This is a genomic window from Pseudomonas sp. HS6, from assembly GCF_023375815.1.
In the GTDB taxonomy this organism is placed as follows: Bacteria; Pseudomonadota; Gammaproteobacteria; order Pseudomonadales; family Pseudomonadaceae; genus Aquipseudomonas.
Genome location: NZ_CP067412.1, coordinates 3,006,028 through 3,022,680, shown reverse-complemented (window position 1 = coordinate 3,022,680; position 16,653 = coordinate 3,006,028). Strand labels below are relative to the sequence as shown.

General features: G+C 57.6%; 20 protein-coding genes. 12 read left to right on the top strand and 8 right to left on the bottom strand.

Going from position 1 to position 16,653, the window contains the following annotated elements; all coding sequences use genetic code 11:
• Positions 1-95 precede the first annotated feature (95 nt).
• The 7 genes from JJN09_RS13690 (at position 96) to JJN09_RS13660 (ending at position 4,942) form a co-directional block, all read left to right on the top strand.
• The gene (locus JJN09_RS13690; RefSeq protein ID WP_249490590.1) at positions 96-665 is read left to right on the top strand and encodes an electron transport complex protein RnfA; all 570 of its coding nucleotides are present in this window, start codon (positions 96-98) and stop codon (positions 663-665) included.
• Complete coding sequence (gene rsxB / locus JJN09_RS13685; RefSeq protein WP_249490589.1) at positions 662-1,876, top strand: electron transport complex subunit RsxB; 1,215 nt, start codon at positions 662-664, stop codon at positions 1,874-1,876. The genes JJN09_RS13690 and rsxB overlap by 4 nt, the downstream gene beginning before the upstream one ends.
• A complete protein-coding gene (locus JJN09_RS13680; protein ID WP_249490588.1) occupies positions 1,863-2,846 on the top strand; it encodes an RnfABCDGE type electron transport complex subunit D in 984 nt (327 codons plus the stop codon). The genes rsxB and JJN09_RS13680 overlap by 14 nt, the downstream gene beginning before the upstream one ends.
• A complete protein-coding gene (locus JJN09_RS13675) occupies positions 2,843-3,448 on the top strand; it encodes an RnfABCDGE type electron transport complex subunit G (protein ID WP_249490587.1) in 606 nt (201 codons plus the stop codon). The genes JJN09_RS13680 and JJN09_RS13675 overlap by 4 nt, the downstream gene beginning before the upstream one ends.
• Positions 3,445-4,026: an Rnf-Nqr domain containing protein gene (locus JJN09_RS13670; RefSeq protein WP_249490586.1), complete on the top strand. Its 582-nt coding sequence runs from the start codon at positions 3,445-3,447 to the stop codon at positions 4,024-4,026. The genes JJN09_RS13675 and JJN09_RS13670 overlap by 4 nt, the downstream gene beginning before the upstream one ends.
• Positions 4,023-4,661 carry an endonuclease III gene (gene nth / locus JJN09_RS13665; RefSeq protein ID WP_249490585.1) on the top strand — a complete coding sequence of 213 codons (639 nt, stop codon included), beginning with the start codon at positions 4,023-4,025 and terminating at the stop codon, positions 4,659-4,661. Before JJN09_RS13670 ends, nth begins: the two co-directional genes overlap by 4 nt.
• 107 nt (positions 4,662-4,768) lie before the next feature.
• The gene (locus JJN09_RS13660; RefSeq protein ID WP_096818454.1) at positions 4,769-4,942 is read left to right on the top strand and encodes a PA3496 family putative envelope integrity protein; all 174 of its coding nucleotides are present in this window, start codon (positions 4,769-4,771) and stop codon (positions 4,940-4,942) included.
• A gap of 88 nt (positions 4,943-5,030) precedes the next feature.
• Here JJN09_RS13660 and JJN09_RS13655 read toward each other — a convergent pair whose 3' ends face one another.
• Positions 5,031-5,657 carry a response regulator transcription factor gene (locus JJN09_RS13655; RefSeq protein ID WP_085730184.1) on the bottom strand — a complete coding sequence of 209 codons (627 nt, stop codon included), beginning with the start codon at positions 5,655-5,657 and terminating at the stop codon, positions 5,031-5,033.
• Between the two features lie 397 nt (positions 5,658-6,054).
• On the opposite strand from JJN09_RS13655, the gene JJN09_RS13650 reads away from it, so the two are divergent.
• Complete coding sequence (locus tag JJN09_RS13650) at positions 6,055-6,639, top strand: hypothetical protein (protein WP_249490584.1); 585 nt, start codon at positions 6,055-6,057, stop codon at positions 6,637-6,639.
• A 161-nt stretch (positions 6,640-6,800) separates the two neighbouring features.
• Here the strand turns inward: JJN09_RS13650 and JJN09_RS13645 are convergent, their stop codons facing one another.
• Together JJN09_RS13645 and JJN09_RS13640 are read right to left on the bottom strand one after the other, a co-directional pair.
• Positions 6,801-8,018, bottom strand: coding sequence for an argininosuccinate synthase (locus JJN09_RS13645; RefSeq protein WP_096818458.1), 1,218 nt, complete (start codon positions 8,016-8,018; stop codon positions 6,801-6,803).
• 129 nt (positions 8,019-8,147) lie between these two features.
• Entirely contained in the window at positions 8,148-9,056 is a 909-nt protein-coding gene (locus JJN09_RS13640) for an OmpA family protein (protein ID WP_249490583.1), read from the bottom strand.
• Positions 9,057-9,213: 157 nt separating this feature from the next.
• Here JJN09_RS13640 and pyrC point away from each other — a divergent pair, with 157 nt between their 5' ends.
• Together pyrC and rnt are read left to right on the top strand one after the other, a co-directional pair.
• The gene (gene pyrC, locus JJN09_RS13635) at positions 9,214-10,260 is read left to right on the top strand and encodes a dihydroorotase (protein WP_039765844.1); all 1,047 of its coding nucleotides are present in this window, start codon (positions 9,214-9,216) and stop codon (positions 10,258-10,260) included.
• Positions 10,257-10,931, top strand: a complete 675-nt coding sequence (gene rnt / locus JJN09_RS13630; protein WP_085709496.1) for a ribonuclease T — start codon at positions 10,257-10,259, stop codon at positions 10,929-10,931. The genes pyrC and rnt overlap by 4 nt, the downstream gene beginning before the upstream one ends.
• Before the next feature lie 57 nt (positions 10,932-10,988).
• On the opposite strand, the gene JJN09_RS13625 is transcribed toward rnt, so the two are convergent.
• The 3 genes from JJN09_RS13625 to JJN09_RS13615 form a co-directional block, all read right to left on the bottom strand.
• A complete protein-coding gene (locus tag JJN09_RS13625) occupies positions 10,989-11,402 on the bottom strand; it encodes a hypothetical protein (protein WP_249490582.1) in 414 nt (137 codons plus the stop codon).
• A 3-nt stretch (positions 11,403-11,405) separates the two neighbouring features.
• Positions 11,406-11,846 (bottom strand): Panacea domain-containing protein, encoded by a 441-nt coding sequence (locus tag JJN09_RS13620; protein WP_249490581.1) that lies wholly within the window; start codon positions 11,844-11,846, stop codon positions 11,406-11,408.
• Positions 11,847-12,099: 253 nt separating this feature from the next.
• The gene (locus tag JJN09_RS13615) at positions 12,100-12,702 is read right to left on the bottom strand and encodes a peroxiredoxin (RefSeq protein WP_003227723.1); all 603 of its coding nucleotides are present in this window, start codon (positions 12,700-12,702) and stop codon (positions 12,100-12,102) included.
• A gap of 291 nt (positions 12,703-12,993) precedes the next feature.
• Between JJN09_RS13615 and JJN09_RS13610 the strand changes: the two genes are divergently transcribed.
• A complete protein-coding gene (locus tag JJN09_RS13610) occupies positions 12,994-13,212 on the top strand; it encodes a bacterioferritin-associated ferredoxin (RefSeq protein ID WP_003227725.1) in 219 nt (72 codons plus the stop codon).
• Positions 13,213-13,411: 199 nt separating this feature from the next.
• Positions 13,412-13,888 (top strand): bacterioferritin, encoded by a 477-nt coding sequence (bfr, locus tag JJN09_RS13605; RefSeq protein WP_249490580.1) that lies wholly within the window; start codon positions 13,412-13,414, stop codon positions 13,886-13,888.
• A 106-nt stretch (positions 13,889-13,994) separates the two neighbouring features.
• Here bfr and grxD read toward each other — a convergent pair whose 3' ends face one another.
• Positions 13,995-14,336, bottom strand: a complete 342-nt coding sequence (gene grxD, locus JJN09_RS13600) for a Grx4 family monothiol glutaredoxin (RefSeq protein WP_249490579.1) — start codon at positions 14,334-14,336, stop codon at positions 13,995-13,997.
• 97 nt (positions 14,337-14,433) lie between these two features.
• On the bottom strand, positions 14,434-16,539 hold the full coding sequence (locus tag JJN09_RS13595) for a molybdopterin oxidoreductase family protein (RefSeq protein ID WP_249490578.1): 2,106 nt from the start codon (positions 16,537-16,539) through the stop codon (positions 14,434-14,436).
• Positions 16,540-16,653: the final 114 nt, after the last annotated feature.

The following is a 16,653-nucleotide window of genomic DNA, read 5'->3' as shown; positions in this document are numbered from 1 at the left end:
GCGCCTGTGGGATTTTTCATATCTGGCCCACCCAACATGGCGGCCGGATAATGCCTAACCTTAAGTGACACTCGCCCGCTCCCAACGGCAGAACCATGACCGAACTTGTGCTTACGCTATTCAGTGCCGCGCTGATCAACAACTTCGTGTTGCACTGGCCGCTGGGCGTCGATCCGCTGCTGGGCGGCGAAAGCCGCCAGGTGCATGCGCTGGGGCTGGCGACGTTGTGTCTGATGTTGATTGTCGGTGTGGCGGGTTACGCGATCTGGCATTGGCTGCTGGTGCCGTTGCAACTGGAATTCCTGCGTCTGTTTGTGTTTCTGCCGTTGAGCGTCCTGCTGATCACACCGTTGCTGAAGTTGCTGGCGCACTGGCGACCCGATATGCCGTTTGACGGTTTGTGGCCGCTGCTGCTGGGCAATGCCGGTGTGCTGGGGCTGACACTGATCAACGCGCAAGCGGACAAAGGCCTGTTTCATGCATCTGCGCTGAGCCTTGGCGCCGGCCTGGGTTTCTGGCTGGTGCTGAGCCTGTTCAGCGATTTGCGCGAGCGCACGGCCGACAACGATATTCCCCTGCCCTTTCGTGGCCTGCCGATCCAGTTGATCGGTGCCGGATTGATGGCCGTGGCTTTTCTCGGATTCAGTGGACTGATCAAAACATGAGTCTGATTCAACGCATCGATGCCTTGCTACCGCAGACCCAATGCGGCAAGTGCGGCCATCCCGGATGCAAACCCTACGCGGAAGGCATCGCCGCCGGCGAGCCGATCAACAAGTGCCCGCCGGGTGGCGACGAAACCATCGAAGCCCTGGCGCAGCTGCTGAAAATACCGGTGCTGGAGCTGGATATCAGTCGTGGTTCGGCACCGCCGCAAGTGGCGTTCATCCGCGAGGCCGAGTGCATCGGCTGCACCAAGTGCATCCAGGCCTGCCCGATCGACGCCATCGTCGGCGCGGCGAAACTGATGCACACGGTGATCATCGACGAGTGCACCGGTTGCGATTTGTGCGTGGCACCCTGCCCGGTGGACTGCATCGAGATGCACCCGCTGCCGCTCGGAACGCTGCCAGTGGTGGGCGGCCTGGCCAGCAGCGTCGAAGAACAACGGGCGCGCACCGCCAAGCGCGATCACGCCCGCCAACGTTTCGAACGGCGTAACGCCCGTCTGCAAAGAGAAGAACAGCAGAAACAGGCCGAACGCGAAGCCCGCGTACAACGTGCGGCGCAGGTTGATGTCGCAGCTACCACGCTCGATCCGCTGCAGGCTGCACTGGAGCGGGTGCGCGCGCAGAAGGCCGCAACCGCCGACGCCGCGCTGAAGAAGGCCAAGATCGATGTGGCGATGAGCCGCGCTCAGTTGCACAAATCGTTGAAAGCCTTCGGCCATCCGCCAACCTTCGAACAGCAGTCTCAGTTGATCGTGTTGCAGCAGCAATTCGAAGCCGCCGAACAGGCACTGGCCAAACTGGAAAGCCAGGCTGTTCCTGCCCCGGCCGCAACCGCGCCGGCAAAGGATGCCGACCTGAAACGGGCGAAAATCCAGCTGGCGTTGCGTCGTGCCGAGCTGAAAAAGGCGCAGACCGTAGAGGCGCCACCCGAGCAGATTGCAGCACTTGAACAAGCGCTGCGTGACGCCGAACAAGCGTTGCACGACGCCGAAGCGGCCAGCGATCAACCGGCTCCCGATCTGGTGCGCGTGGAGAAACGTCCGATCGACAACCAGCTTCGCCAGCTGAAAACCGAACTGGCCTATGCGCGCGCCGACCTGAACAAACTGCAACGACGTGACGGCACGCCAGCCGACATCCTCGACAAGGCCCGCACCCGCCTGCAAGAAGCGGAGCGGCAGGTAGAAGCCCATGTCATCCATTGAAACCAGAGACGAGCGCCTGCAACAGGCGATGAAGCTGGTTTTGCTGGCGACATTGCCGGGATTGCTGGCGCTGTTCTGGTTTTACGGATGGGGTGTGTTGATCAACCTGATCCTGTCCGTCGTCACGGCGCTGAGTGTCGAAGCCGCCGTGACATATCTGCGCCGGCAGCTGCTGCAAGCCACTCTCACCGACGGCAGCGCAGTGGTCAGCGCTACGCTGCTGGCAATCGCCCTGCCACCTTATTGCCCGTGGTGGCTGACGGTCACGGCGATCGCTTCGGGCTTGCTGTTCGGTAAGCACCTGTATGGCGGCGTGGGCCGAAATCCGTTCAATCCGGCCATGCTCGGTTTTGCTCTGGCGATGGTAATGTTCCCCCAGCCGATGACCCATTGGCCTGCTCATGCCATGAGTCTGACGACGGCCATTGAACAGGTGTTCAACCTGGGCGTGGCGCCGGACGCCTGGGTCCAGGCCACCGCACTGGACAGTCTGCGCATCAACAAAAGCCTGACCATCGATGAGTTGTTTGCCACCCACCCGGCATTCGGCCGCTTCGGCGGGCATGGCGCGGAGTGGGTGAACCTGGCGTTTCTCGCCGGCGGGCTGTTCCTGCTACAGCGCCGGGTGGTCGCCTGGCATGCACCGGTCGGCATGCTTGCCAGCCTGTTCGTCATCAGCCTGCTGTGCTGGAACGGTTCGGGGTCCGACTCCCATGGCTCTCCGCTGTTTCATCTGCTGAGCGGCGCCACGATGATTGGCGCGTTCTTCATCGTCACGGAGCCCGTCTCCGGCGCAAAGAGCCCTCTCGCCCGCTTGTTGTTTGGCGTGGGCGTCGGCTTCCTGACTTACGTTATTCGTACCTGGGGCGGTTATCCGGACGGCGTGGCATTTGCTGTGTTGCTGATGAACCTGTGCGTACCGGCTCTTGAACGCTTTGCCGCTGCCCGTCAGTCTCAGGTGACACCATGAACCGCACGAGCAGCCTGATCACCCTGTTGTTGATGACAGCGGCAGGGATCGGCATGACGTGTCTCGTGCAACGCAGCAATGCGCCGCACATCGCCGCCGAACAGCGCCAGCTCGAAAGTCGCAAATTGCTGGACGTGCTTTCAGTCGACGCCTACGACAATCAGCCTCTTGAACAGCCTCTGGCACTGGCCGGCACCCACCTGAGCCACAGCGAGTTGCTCGGCGGTTATCGGGCGACCAAAGCCGGCCAACCCGTGGCAGTGCTGCTGCGCAGCCAGAGCGAGGGTTATGCGGGTCGCATCGAGTTGCTGATTGCCATCGATGCCAATGGCCGATTGCTCGGTGTGAAAACCCTTGAACAAACTGAAACACCGGCGCTGGGCGGGCATATCGGTGACTGGCCAAATAGCTGGTTACAGGCGTTTATCGGTAAATCGAGCAGCCAACCGACCGATGCGGGATGGGCCTTGAAAAAGGATCAGGGGCAATTTGACCAGATCGCTGGCGCAACCATCACATCTCGCGCGGCCATCAATGCCATCCACGATGCCCTGCGTTACTTCGACGACCATCGGACCACCCTGCTGGGGAGCGCGCCATGAACACGTCAGCGACCCTGTCGAACTCAATGATGCTGGTGCTGTTGATCGGCGCCACTGATTCCGTGGCCGGCGCGCTGGCGATCCTGATGATGTTCGCCGTTGTGGTGAGCCTGTACGGCTTGTGCATGGCACCACTGCGGTCGCGCCTGAGCAGTGATAGCCTGCTGCCGGTCAGTCTGGTACTGGCTGCTACCCTGGCCGCTTGCGCCGAGATTCTTTTGCAACGCGCCGCTGTGCAGTGGCATCTCATGATCAGTCTGTACGCCGGCCTGATTGGTTTGCAGTGCACCATCCTGGAACACAATGGATTCTTTCGACTGTCATCTCGAGGACGTCTGAAACTGTGCAGCTTGTTTGCCACCCTGATGACCTTGCTGGCGGTGTTGCGTGAGTTGCTCGGTCAGGGCAGCATCGGCCATCACCTGTCGGATCACTGGCTAGGTTTGCCTCTGTTCAGTGACGGCCTGCATTTCGCGACGCTGGCGCCTGGCGCCTTCATACTGCTGGGGCTATTGCTCGCCGCCCGCCAGGCCTGGACTCGCCCTGCCGCCCTACCCGAGGAAACGCATCACCCATGAATGCCGCAAAACGTCTGGAGATTTTCCGCAGGCTTCACGAGGACAATCCCGAACCCAAGACCGAACTCGCCTACTCCTCGCCTTTCGAGTTGTTGATCGCGGTGATTCTGTCTGCGCAGTCGACTGACGTCGGAGTGAACAAGGCCACAGCGAAGCTGTACCCGGTGGCCAACACGCCGGCCGCCATTCATGCCTTGGGTGTCGAAGGCTTGTCCGAGTACATCAAGACCATCGGCCTCTATAACAGCAAGGCCAAAAACGTGATCGAAACCTGTCGCCTGCTGGTCGAACGCCACAATGGCGAAGTCCCGCAGACACGCGAAGAACTGGAAGCTCTGCCCGGCGTCGGCCGCAAGACCGCCAACGTCGTGCTCAATACCGCGTTCCGTCAATTGACGATGGCGGTGGACACCCACATTTTTCGGGTCAGCAACCGCACCGGCATTGCGCCTGGCAAGAATGTGGTCGAGGTGGAGAACAAACTGATGAAGTTTGTACCCAAGGAATACCTGCTCGATTCGCATCACTGGCTCATTCTTCACGGGCGTTACGTGTGCCTAGCACGCAAGCCGCGATGCGGCAGCTGTCGGATCGAAGACTTGTGCGATTACAAGGACAAAACTTCGGACGATTGAGTGCCTATTAAGTTTATTGATACTGCGATTGAAAAAATCTTTTTTACGATCTGCTGGAATATCGATATAAGGAGCGCCAATGGCAGCCTTAGCCTGGAGTTAACCTTATGAGCACCAGCAAAGAGCAAGTGGACGTAGAAGACGATTTCGTCGCGGAATCAGACGACGAACCGGTCGTTGAGGTCGCCAAGACCAACCTGAGCAAACGCCGTACCATCGATAACATGCTTGAGGAACGCCGACTGCAGAAGCAATTGGCCGATTACGACTTCGATCTCTGACATTTGAAAGCCTCCCTTAACAGAGGCTTTTTCGTTTCTACTGCAAGCTGATGCTGACCTGCCCATGATCCGTCAGCGACTGAAGCGGTCAGACCAGGCCATTGCGCTGGGCCAGCTCGATCAAATCCACCAGTGAACGCGCGTTGAGCTTCAACAGCAGCCGTGTCTTGTAGGTGCTGACAGTCTTGTTGCTGAGAAACATGCCATCGGCGATTTCCTTGTTGGTCTTGCCGCGCGCCAATTGCTGCAACACCATCATCTCGCGCCCGGACAGGCGATCGACCATGTCGGCTTCACTGGCATTGCCCAGGCTTGTGCGTACGGTGTGCAACGCCTGATTCGGAAAATAGCTGTATCCGGACAGCACAGCCTTGATAGCGCTGAGCAGCTCGGTCAGATCCTGTTGTTTGCAAACATATCCCGCCGCTCCCGACTGCATGCAACGCATGGAAAAATGGCCGGGGGCCTGAGACGTCAGCACCAACACTTTTAAAGGCATCGCACTAGTTGTAAGACGCGCAATGACTTCCAGCCCATCAAGTTTCGGTATCCCGATATCGAGTATTACGATATCAGGCATCTGGTCACGAGCCAGTTGTAATGCATCCACTCCGTTATCCGTTTCTGCAATGACTTCGTAGCCATGACGCTCCATCAGCATACGCACCGCAAGACGAATGACGGGGTGATCATCCACGATCAGCACTTTATTCATGGGCAAGTCCAGTTTCGCTGTTCGAATTTTTAGAACCGGCACAATAACGTAGTCATTTCACCCTTGGCATAGCGAAGTTCCCTTGCATCGGCAGCGAGAGACACTTCCTACGGGCAATAAAGATTTATCCTACAGAAAAGACTCATAAGTGCAGCGACAAGACATCCGGACCAAGTGACCACTTGAAAATCATTTGACCTGCAACACTGGCTTATCGAGTAGAGCCCCCAGAAAAGAGCGACTCGACAAGACAAAAAACCGAAACAACAAATCTATATCCACCTGGCCGTTTTTAATATAAATACCAGACATCGGGGTGACAAAAACATTTTCACCCCCTTACAACAACTTAAACGACCCAACATGACGAGAAAGATCATACTCATGAGTAAAGAATATGTTAAAAATCAACAAGAAAATCACCAACCCCATCAGTGTCATTGCCATATTCGCGTTCATCTCCGAAACGTCCGCAGCGGTGTCGCTGCCCTTCCTTGACAATGACGAACGGGAAATCTACATCTGGTTTCTGATCAGCTTTCCATTCTATTTACTGTTCTTGTTTTTCATTACCCTGAACTTCAACTACCGATCGCTTTATGCACCTTCGGACTTTGATGACGACAAGAACTTTCTGAAAGCTTTTGAAGATAACAACGTTGATTCCCCTGAAGAACCGACCGACCAACTTATTACAGGAATTCAGACTGTAAAACTACCGAAACCGCTGAGCATGCTGTACATCATTGACATTCGAAGCATGAATGCCGAATCAAAAATAAACACACTCCTGGAAAAAATCCCACAACCCGCCAAGCACTCACTCAGAATATTCCTCGTTTTAACGGATGATATGTCAGACGTTTTACCGAAAGAAAACATCGCCAAATCGCTCAAACGAGGAAGGAAAGCCATGGGGACCACGTATTGTATTATTTACGACGTTCAAGCGCAGAACATCAGTGTATTGGGAAGAGTTTGAATTGAGGCGCAGAGACACGAAGCACATCAATACGATGCACACAGTACAACAGATGAGTTCGGGAACGCTGATCCACAACGATCAGGTAAACAGAGGGGGTTTGCGGCATAGCGGTCTTGTCACAACGACAAGACCGCTATTTCACGTCTGGCCCGAAGGACTCAGAACAGCTTGCGGCCTTTGTTGGCAGCAATGCGCATACGCAGCGCGTTGAGCTTGATGAAGCCCGCCGCGTCGGCCTGATTGTAGGCGCCGCCGTCTTCTTCGAAGGTCGCGATATTGGCGTCGAACAGCGAATCGTCGGACTTGCGGCCGGTCACGATCACGTTGCCCTTGTACAGTTTCAGGCGTACGACGCCGTTCACGTTGACCTGTGAAGCGTCGATCATCTGTTGCAGCATCAAACGCTCCGGGCTCCACCAGTAACCGGTGTAGATCAAGCTGGCGTACTTCGGCATCAACTCGTCTTTGAGGTGAGCGACTTCGCGGTCCAGGGTGATCGATTCGATGGCGCGGTGAGCGCGCAGCATGATGGTGCCGCCCGGGGTTTCGTAGCAGCCACGGGACTTCATGCCGACATAACGGTTCTCGACGATGTCGAGACGGCCGATACCGTGTTGGCCACCGATCTTGTTCAGGGTCGCCAGTACAGTGGCCGGAGTCATTTCGACGCCGTCCAGTGCGACGATGTCGCCGTTGCGGTAAGTCAGTTCCAGGTATTGCGGCTTGTCAGGTGCGTTCTCCGGGGAGACGGTCCAGCGCCACATGTCTTCTTCGTGCTCGGTCCAAGTGTCTTCCAGCACGCCGCCTTCATAGGAGATGTGCAGCAGGTTGGCGTCCATCGAGTACGGGGACTTCTTCTTGCCGTGACGCTCGATCGGGATCGCGTGCTTCTCGGCGTAGTCCATCAGCTTCTCGCGGGACAGCAAGTCCCACTCGCGCCAAGGGGCAATCACTTTTACGCCCGGCTTGAGCGCGTAGGCTCCCAATTCGAAACGTACCTGGTCGTTGCCCTTGCCGGTTGCGCCGTGGGAAATGGCGTCGGCGCCGGTTTCGTTGGCGATTTCGATCAGACGCTTGGCGATCAGCGGACGCGCGATGGAAGTACCCAGCAGGTACTCGCCTTCGTAAACGGTGTTGGCACGGAACATCGGGAACACGAAGTCACGCACGAACTCTTCGCGCAGGTCGTCGATGTAGATTTCTTTGACGCCCATGGCCTGAGCCTTGGCGCGAGCCGGCTCGACCTCTTCGCCCTGACCCAGGTCAGCGGTGAAGGTCACGACTTCACAGTTATAAGTATCCTGCAGCCACTTGAGGATCACCGAAGTGTCCAGGCCGCCGGAATACGCCAGAACGACCTTGTTTACGTCCGCCATGCCATCACTCCACGGGGTTCTACGGAAAGCCGAGGAGTCTACCGCTCAAACGCGATAATTTACAGAGGCGCGACAGCTTAAGACGACAAAGCGACAGAATCTGTCGAGAGGGCGACGATGACCGGCAAGTCAGGAAGTCGCCGCGGTGCTGGCCGGCGTGCTCGCTTGCGGTGCTGGAGTGGTAATCGGCGTCACGCGCGCCAGTTTGACATTGACCCGACGGTTTTTCGCACGATTGGCTGCATTAGTGTTCGGCACGATGGGGTATTGCTCGCCATGGAAGCGCACGGTGATCTGCGATTCCTGAATGCCGTTGGCCTTGAAGAAGTCGACCACCGCCAGCGCCCGACGGCGCGACAGTTCGCGGTTGGTCAGACGATTGCCGCTGTTGTCGGAGTGGCCGTCTAGCTCGATGTGGTTGACCGTGGGATCGGCCTTCATATATTCGAGCATCACTTGCAGCTTGGCCTTGGCGGCGGCATCCAGGTCAACGCCTTCGCCGGGGAAGCCGATCTGCGACTGCTTGATCTGCTCGAAATTCTGCGGCAGCAGTTTCGCCACACAGGTCTGATAGTCGTTGAACGCCTTGCTGAACTTGACCGGCAACAGACGCACCTCCGACACACGGCCATCGCCCGATGCATGGCGCACCACGGGACTGCGTCCGTCCATCAGGCCACTGATCAGTTGCCCGGCCTGAGCCTGGGAGCTGTTGAACAGGACATTGCCACTGCCGATCCTGACCGTGCCCAGATTGATATCGCCACGGCCCGGCTGCCAAGGCGCAGCCGCCGCCATCAAGGTCGCCGAACCGCCGCCGAGCATGGCGTTGTAGGCGTTCAAACGGAATATCGCCTGCTCGCCGGCCTTGCGCACGAACTGGCCCGAACCGAAATCGGTAATCGGTTGCGTCAGGCGGCATTCGAACTTGTCGCCGTCGACCGTCCACTCAATGTTCTCCAGACGGGTCTGGTAGGTCAGTGCCATCGCGGGGAGACTGGCAAACACACTGAGCAAGGCTAAATAACGCTGGCGCACGGGAGGCTCCATTGGCTTCTACAACAAAAAGACCGATACATACGTTTACGGCATACCTATGGGATATCGGACGCTCGTCGCAAAACTTGATAGCGAGTGCCTGCAAGAGTCTTTTCCGGTAGCATTCGCCTCAGTTTGACCCGCCTGGAATCCCCTCATGTCCGACCGCCTGACCCTGCTGCGTCCCGACGACTGGCACATTCATCTTCGCGATGGTGCCGTGTTGACCAATACCGTTGCAGATGTTGCGCGCACCTTTGGTCGCGCGATCATCATGCCTAACCTGGTACCTCCGGTGCGCAACGCCGCTGAAGCCGACGGCTATCGCCAGCGGATTCTCGCTGCCCGCCCGGCCGGCAGTCGTTTCGAGCCGTTGATGGTGCTGTACCTCACCGACCGTACCCAGCCCGAAGAAATTCGTGAAGCCAAGGCCAGCGGTTTCGTCCACGCGGCCAAGTTGTACCCGGCTGGCGCCACCACCAACTCCGATTCCGGGGTCACCAGCATCGACAAGATTTTCCCGGCGCTGGAAGCCATGGCCGAAGTCGGCATGCCGCTGTTGATCCACGGTGAAGTCACCCGTGGCGATGTCGACGTATTCGACCGCGAGAAAATCTTCATCGACGAGCACATGCGTCGTGTGGTCGAGCGTTTCCCGACGCTCAAGGTTGTGTTCGAACACATCACCACCGGCGACGCCGTGCAGTTCGTCAACGAGGCTTCGGCCAACGTTGGCGCGACCATCACCGCGCATCACCTGCTCTATAACCGCAACCACATGCTGGTGGGCGGGATCCGGCCGCACTTCTATTGCCTGCCCATCCTCAAGCGCAACACCCACCAGGAAGCCCTGCTCGACGCCGCCACCAGCGGCAGCGCAAAGTTCTTCCTCGGTACCGACTCGGCGCCGCACGCCCAGCACGCCAAGGAAGCCGCTTGTGGCTGCGCCGGCTGCTACACCGCGTACGCCGCCATCGAGTTGTATGCCGAAGCCTTCGAACAGCGCAATGCGCTGGACAAGCTCGAAGCGTTCGCCAGCCTCAACGGCCCGCGCTTCTACGGCCTGCCGGCGAACACTGATCGCATCACCCTGGTTCGTGATGAATGGACCGCCCCGACCAGCCTGCCATTCGGCGAGCTGACCGTTATCCCGCTGCGCGCCGGTGAAAAACTGCGCTGGCGCCTGCTGGAGGAACACGCGTGAGTGAAGACCATTTCGACGACGAACTGGACGGTCAAGGTGGCGGCGGTTCGCGCCATCCAATGGCAGCACGCTTTCGCGGCTACCTGCCGGTTGTCGTCGACGTAGAAACCGGTGGCTTCAATTCGGCCACCGACGCTCTTCTGGAGATCGCCGCGACCACCATCGCCATGGATGAAAAGGGTTTCGTCTACCCGGATCACACCTACTTCTTCCGTGTCGAGCCGTTCGAAGGCGCCAACATCGAAGCGGCCGCGCTGGAGTTCACCGGGATCAAGCTTGATCATCCGTTGCGCATGGCCGTCAGCGAAGAGACGGCCCTGACCGACATTTTCCGTGGCGTGCGCAAAGCCTTGAAGGCCAACGGTTGCAAGCGGGCGATCCTCGTCGGCCACAACAGCAGCTTCGACCTGGGCTTCCTCAACGCCGCCGTTGCGCGGCTGGACATGAAGCGCAACCCGTTCCACCCGTTCTCCAGCTTCGACACCGCGACCCTCGCGGGTCTGGCTTACGGTCAAACCGTACTGGCCAAGGCCTGTCAGGCAGCCGACATCGATTTCGATGGCCGTGAAGCGCACTCCGCGCGTTACGACACCGAAAAGACGGCCGAGCTGTTCTGCGGCATCGTCAACCGCTGGAAGCAGATGGGCGGCTGGGAAGACTTCGACGACTGAGGGTCGTCGACTTATTTCGACCATGAAAAAACCGGCCACTGGGGCCGGTTTTTTTGTTTAATGCTTATAGAGCTTAAATTCTCGATCAATCCACACGACATAAAAAATACGATGGTTCTTGTATCCCACCATCGCTACACGCTCAAAAGCCCTAAACACCAGCAATCTGACATCACCTGTTAAAAAAGCAGGAATCCCCACTTTCAGGCTGTTTCTCTCAATCGTTTCACAGCCATAACGATGCCTGTGCTCCTTGCGTAATTCTCTCCACGTCATTTTTCCCAGGATTCTCAGGCGCTCCAGCATTTTCGACCGCTCGACGGTCTCACAATCTTGAATGCACCAGCCATTCTGTAAATATTCAAAAGAGAAAACCGGAGGCCGAGCTTCCGATGTATCTATCTCTGTGGTAGACGTTCGTGCCGTTACCTTCGCCGCCGCATCGCTTTCCCTGCGTTTTAGCTTTGCCATTTTTCAGTTCACCCAATGCTCCCGGAAATACTCCTGCATCTCGCAGGCGGGGATTTCCCTACTGAACTCTCCTTCCTTGAAATTTCTCCGCCAGGGTTCTTCTTCATGCGTCAACTGGCGTAGCTTCCACGCCGAAAATTGGCCATAAACGTCGAACACTTCGTTGAGCAGACTTTGTTGTTTTGCACTGAAAACATCGGGATTGAAATCATCTGGAGGCGGAATGGAACCCGATCCAAACTGGCTGAATTTTCGATACAGAGCCGGGACCACTGGCCCGTGCATCCATGCTTCCAATTGCTCAGGAAAGAGCGCCACCCCATGAAGGGCCAGACTGAACCCTTGAGCGTAATAGACCATTTTTTGAATTTTGAGATTGGAGATCTCACCTTCATGCCCTTCCAGGCAGAGGAAATAATCCGCAACGTCCAAGCTACTCGGCATTTGAAACCCCTTTTGCGTCATGCAATCCATTGCATACCTTAAGTGAGGCGCGATTCGGTCCAGGTCAATAAACCTCGCCCCTCTCTCGCTCCACGACAACCCTATCCATGCACTGTTCAGTCATCCAGTATTTTTTCCAGCCAATTGAAACAAATGATGCCTACACAAAGGATTCGCTGACTCCCCAAATAAAAAAACCGGCCACATGGGCCGGTTTTTTTGTACCTCGCTTTCTGTACCTGAAGCGTGCGCCTTACAGGGCAGCAGCGTTCTCGGTCAGGTAAGCCGCAACGCCTTCTGGCGAAGCGTTCATGCCTTTGTCGCCTTTTTTCCAGTTGGCAGGGCAGACTTCGCCGTGCTCTTCGTGGAATTGCAGAGCATCGACCAGACGGATCAGCTCTTCCATGTTACGACCCAGTGGCAGGTCGTTGATGATCTGCGAACGGACAACGCCTTTGTCGTCGATCAGGAACGCGCCACGGAAAGCCACGCCGCCTTCGGACTCAACGTCGTAAGCCTTGGCAATGTCGTGCTTCATGTCGGCAGCCATGGTGTATTTCACCTGACCGATGCCGCCATTGTTGACCGGGGTGTTGCGCCAGGCGTTGTGGGTGAAGTGCGAGTCGATCGAAACAGCGATCACTTCTACGTTGCGTGCCTTGAAGTCGGCCATGCGGTTGTCCAGAGCGATCAGCTCGGACGGGCAGACGAAGGTGAAGTCCAGCGGGTAGAAGAACACCAGGCCGTATTTGCCTTTGATGGCCGAGGACAGGGTGAAGCTGTCAACGATCTCGCCATTGCCGAGTACGGCCGGGACGGTGAAGTCAGGGGCTTGTTTGCCTACGAGTACGCTCATTGATATCTCCTGGTGTAGAAACTTGAAGTTCAGGGTTCGCGCCAGCCTGCCACCCTCAGGCGACAGCCCTGTGACACGAACCCCCTTCGCAAGGGCCGACCATCATACACTGCGTTTTTGGACTGTCCTTAACGGTTTTTCGCGAAAACCCGGCTGGCATTCAGCCATGCACCACCGTTCGTCAGTCACAGCCGTTGGTGATGAAAACCGTTGGGAAAGCACTTTGACAATCATTCTCGTTAACATTAAGATCCATCGCAATTGAGCCACAACCAGCGACGGTTCTCACTTATGTATGTTTGCCTCTGCACTGGCGTCACCGACGGACAGATCCGCGAAGCGATCTATGAAGGTTGCTGCAGCTATAAAGAAGTCCGTCAGGCCACCGGCGTAGCCAGCCAATGCGGCAAATGTGCCTGCCTCGCGAAGGAAGTGGTACGCGAAACCCTGACCAAGCTGCAAACCGCCCAGGCCGCGATCCCCTACCCTGTGGAATTTACTGCCGCGTAATTGCACCCATTTCGAAGAACCGGACTTATGTCCGGTTTTTTTATGCCTGAAAATCAATTGCTTAGCTACTAGACGCGGAACACAAACATTCTTATTCCGATTAATTTTCATATATTATTCAATAACTTAGGTTTGACACTTATAAATACCAAGCTCAAACTCCGCCTTATATACCGCTACTTAGGGCAGGACTCCCATCATGAAAGGCGACATTACAGTCATCCAGCATCTCAACAAGATCCTTGCCAATGAGCTGGTCGCGATCAATCAGTACTTCCTGCATGCACGCATGTATGAAGATTGGGGCCTGAACAAGCTCGGCAAGCACGAGTACAAAGAATCCATCGACGAGATGAAGCACGCGGACAAGCTGATCAAGCGCATCCTGTTCCTCGAAGGCCTGCCGAACGTGCAGGACTTGGGCAAGCTGCACATCGGCGAGCACACCAAGGAAATGCTGGAGTGCGACCTGCGTATCGAGCGCACTGGCCATGCCGACCTGAAGGCCGCCATCGCTCATTGCGAATCCGTAGGTGACTTCGGCAGCCGCGAACTGCTCGAAGACATTCTCGAGTCTGAAGAAGAACACATCGACTGGCTGGAAACACAACTGGGCCTGATCGATAAAGTCGGTCTTGAGAACTATCTGCAATCGCAGATGGGCGAAGACGAGTAATGAGCGAGCGCTAAACTCGAGACACTAAAAAGCCCCGCCTTCTTTCGAGAGGCGGGGCTTTTTATTGCCCGGACTTCAGACTCGCCGAAATCCGGGCAGAAGCCAATCAGGCTTCGGACTTGGCCGCAGCAGCCTTGGCGGATGCATCTTTGACCAGAGTCTGCAGCTCACCGTTGGCGAACATTTCAGCCATGATGTCGCTGCCGCCGACCAGCTCACCGCCGACCCACAGTTGTGGGAAAGTCGGCCAGTTGGCGTACTTCGGCAGGTTCGCACGGATCTCCGGGTTCTGCAGGATGTCGACGTAGGCGAACTTCTCGCCACAGCCCATCACGGCCTGCGCAGCTTTCGCGGAGAAGCCACACTGCGGGGCATTCGGCGAGCCTTTCATGTAAAGCAGAATGGTGTTGTTGGCAATCTGCTCTTTAATCGTTTCGATGATATCCATGGAGCACCTCGGCTGAACTTTCCGACTCATGGGTCGGCACGGTGGCGCATTGTAACGGAATCCCGAGCGCCCTGCTCGGTCTCCCCGACAGACATGCTCAAGCCGCCGCCACCGTCACCGGCACGCCATTGAGCGCCGCATTGCCCGACAACTCGTCGAGCTGGCATTCATCGGTCAGGTCGTTGGCGCTGGAGCCCGGCTGGCCGCTGGCAATCGCCATCTGCACGCCCGGCCGGGCATGACCCCAACCGTGTGGCAGGCTGACCACGCCCGGCATCATGTCCGCGCTGCCCAGCACTTCGACCTCGATCTGCCCGACCCGTGAGCTCACGCGCACAAGCTGACCATCGCTGAGCCCGCGACTGGCGAGATCGTCCGGGTTCATCAGCAACTGATGACGCGGCTTGCCCTTCACCAATCGATGATAGTTGTGCATCCACGAGTTGTTGCTGCGCACATGGCGACGGCCGATCATCAACAACTCATCGGCGGCCGGCGCCTGCAAGGCAGAGAAACGCGCCAGGTCGGCCAGAATTTCCGGCGGTGCCGCCTGGACTCGTTGATTGGCGGTCTTCAATCGCGGTGTCAGGTTGGGTTTCAGCGCCCCCAGATCCACGCCATGCGGATGATCGAACAGCGTCGCCAGCGATAATTTGTGCTCGGACGCGTCGCCATACAGGCCCATGCGCAGGCCCATGTCGATCATCTTCGCCGGCGGCATCGTCGGCTTCAGTTCCTTGTCGGTCTTCGCCGCAAAGGCCTTGGCCAGACCGACGAAAATCTCCCAGTCATGCAGCGCGCCCTCGGGTTTGGCGAGGATCGCCCGGTTGAAGCGGGTGACGTTGCGCACCGCGAACAGGTTGAACGTGGTGTCGTAGTGATCGTTCTCCAGCGCTGAGGTGGATGGCAGGATCAGGTCGGCATAACGGGTGGTTTCGTTGATGTACAGGTCAACACTGACCATGAACTCCAACCCGTCCAGCGCCTGTTCCAGTTGCCGGCCGTTGGGCGTCGAAAGCACCGGGTTGCCCGCCACGGTGATCAGCGCACGAATTTGGCCTTCACCTTCGGTGAGCATTTCTTCGGCCAGCGCCGAGACCGGCAACTCACCGCCATACTCGGGGCGGCCCGAAACACGGCTCTGCCATTTGTTGAAGTGCCCACCGGAGGTGGACGCCACCAGATCCACCGCCGGCTCGGTGCACAGTGCACCGCCAACGCGGTCGAGGTTGCCGGTCACCAGATTGATCAATTGCACGACCCAATGGCACAGAGTACCGAAAGCCTGGGTGGAAACGCCCATCCGCCCGTAGCAGACGGCGCTTGGCGCTGCGGCGAAGTCCCGGGCCAATTGGCGGATCTGTTCGGCAGGAACAGCGCACAGCGGGCTCATGGACTCGGCCGTGAACGCCGCCACCGCTGCGCGAACGTCATCCAGACCGACCACCGGCAGATGGCTTTCCGAAGTCAGTCCCTCGCTGAACAGCGTGTTGAGCACACCAAACAGCAGCGCCGCATCGCCACCGGGACGCACGAACAGGTGCTGATCGGCCATCGCCGCTGTCTCGCTGCGCCGCGGATCGACCACCACCACTTTGCCGCCCCGGGCCTGAATCGCCTTCAGACGCTTTTCCACGTCCGGCACGGTCATGATGCTGCCATTAGAGGCCAGCGGGTTGCCACCCAGGATCAGCATGAAATCAGTGTGGTCGATGTCAGGGATCGGCAGCAGCAGACCGTGGCCGTACATCAAGTAGCTGGTCAGGTGATGGGGCAACTGATCGACCGAGGTCGCCGAGTAGCGATTGCGGGTTTTCAGCAGGCCCAGAAAGTAATTGCTGTGGGTCATCAGCCCATAGTTGTGCACACTCGGATTGCCCTGATACACGGCAACCGCGTTCTGCCCATGACGCGCCTGAATCGCCGAGAGCTTTTCAGCCACCAGTTCAAAAGCCTCTTCCCACCCGATCGGCAACCATTCACTGCCGATCCGGCGCATGGGTTGGCGCAGGCGATCCGGATCGTTCTGGATATCTTGCAGCGCCACAGCCTTGGGGCAAATGTGCCCGCGACTGAAGGTATCCAGTGCATCACCCTTGATCGAGGTGATCTGCACCTGGCCGTCGGTTTCAGTGGTTTCGATGCTCAAGCCGCAGATGGCTTCGCACAGGTGGCACGCACGGTGATGGAGAGTCTTGGTCATGGCCAGTCTCTGTCTTGTTCTGGGCAGGCAATAACGCCTGCGGGAACAAAACTATGGCGCCTGGCCGGGCGCGGCGCCAGCGACGTTCGTCTTGTGAATCGGCGACCATCAGGC

Coding starts and splice junctions, on each gene's coding strand:
- JJN09_RS13690 (WP_249490590.1), top strand. CDS start 96: ATGACCGAACTTGTGCTTACGCTATTCAGTGCCGCGCTGATCAACAAC.
- rsxB (WP_249490589.1), top strand. CDS start 662: ATGAGTCTGATTCAACGCATCGATGCCTTGCTACCGCAGACCCAATGC.
- JJN09_RS13680 (WP_249490588.1), top strand. CDS start 1,863: ATGTCATCCATTGAAACCAGAGACGAGCGCCTGCAACAGGCGATGAAG.
- JJN09_RS13675 (WP_249490587.1), top strand. CDS start 2,843: ATGAACCGCACGAGCAGCCTGATCACCCTGTTGTTGATGACAGCGGCA.
- JJN09_RS13670 (WP_249490586.1), top strand. CDS start 3,445: ATGAACACGTCAGCGACCCTGTCGAACTCAATGATGCTGGTGCTGTTG.
- nth (WP_249490585.1), top strand. CDS start 4,023: ATGAATGCCGCAAAACGTCTGGAGATTTTCCGCAGGCTTCACGAGGAC.
- JJN09_RS13660 (WP_096818454.1), top strand. CDS start 4,769: ATGAGCACCAGCAAAGAGCAAGTGGACGTAGAAGACGATTTCGTCGCG.
- JJN09_RS13655 (WP_085730184.1), bottom strand. CDS start 5,657: ATGAATAAAGTGCTGATCGTGGATGATCACCCCGTCATTCGTCTTGCG.
- JJN09_RS13650 (WP_249490584.1), top strand. CDS start 6,055: ATGTTAAAAATCAACAAGAAAATCACCAACCCCATCAGTGTCATTGCC.
- JJN09_RS13645 (WP_096818458.1), bottom strand. CDS start 8,018: ATGGCGGACGTAAACAAGGTCGTTCTGGCGTATTCCGGCGGCCTGGAC.
- pyrC (WP_039765844.1), top strand. CDS start 9,214: ATGTCCGACCGCCTGACCCTGCTGCGTCCCGACGACTGGCACATTCAT.
- JJN09_RS13625 (WP_249490582.1), bottom strand. CDS start 11,402: ATGGCAAAGCTAAAACGCAGGGAAAGCGATGCGGCGGCGAAGGTAACG.
- JJN09_RS13620 (WP_249490581.1), bottom strand. CDS start 11,846: ATGCCGAGTAGCTTGGACGTTGCGGATTATTTCCTCTGCCTGGAAGGG.
- JJN09_RS13615 (WP_003227723.1), bottom strand. CDS start 12,702: ATGAGCGTACTCGTAGGCAAACAAGCCCCTGACTTCACCGTCCCGGCC.
- JJN09_RS13610 (WP_003227725.1), top strand. CDS start 12,994: ATGTATGTTTGCCTCTGCACTGGCGTCACCGACGGACAGATCCGCGAA.
- bfr (WP_249490580.1), top strand. CDS start 13,412: ATGAAAGGCGACATTACAGTCATCCAGCATCTCAACAAGATCCTTGCC.
- grxD (WP_249490579.1), bottom strand. CDS start 14,336: ATGGATATCATCGAAACGATTAAAGAGCAGATTGCCAACAACACCATT.
- JJN09_RS13595 (WP_249490578.1), bottom strand. CDS start 16,539: ATGACCAAGACTCTCCATCACCGTGCGTGCCACCTGTGCGAAGCCATC.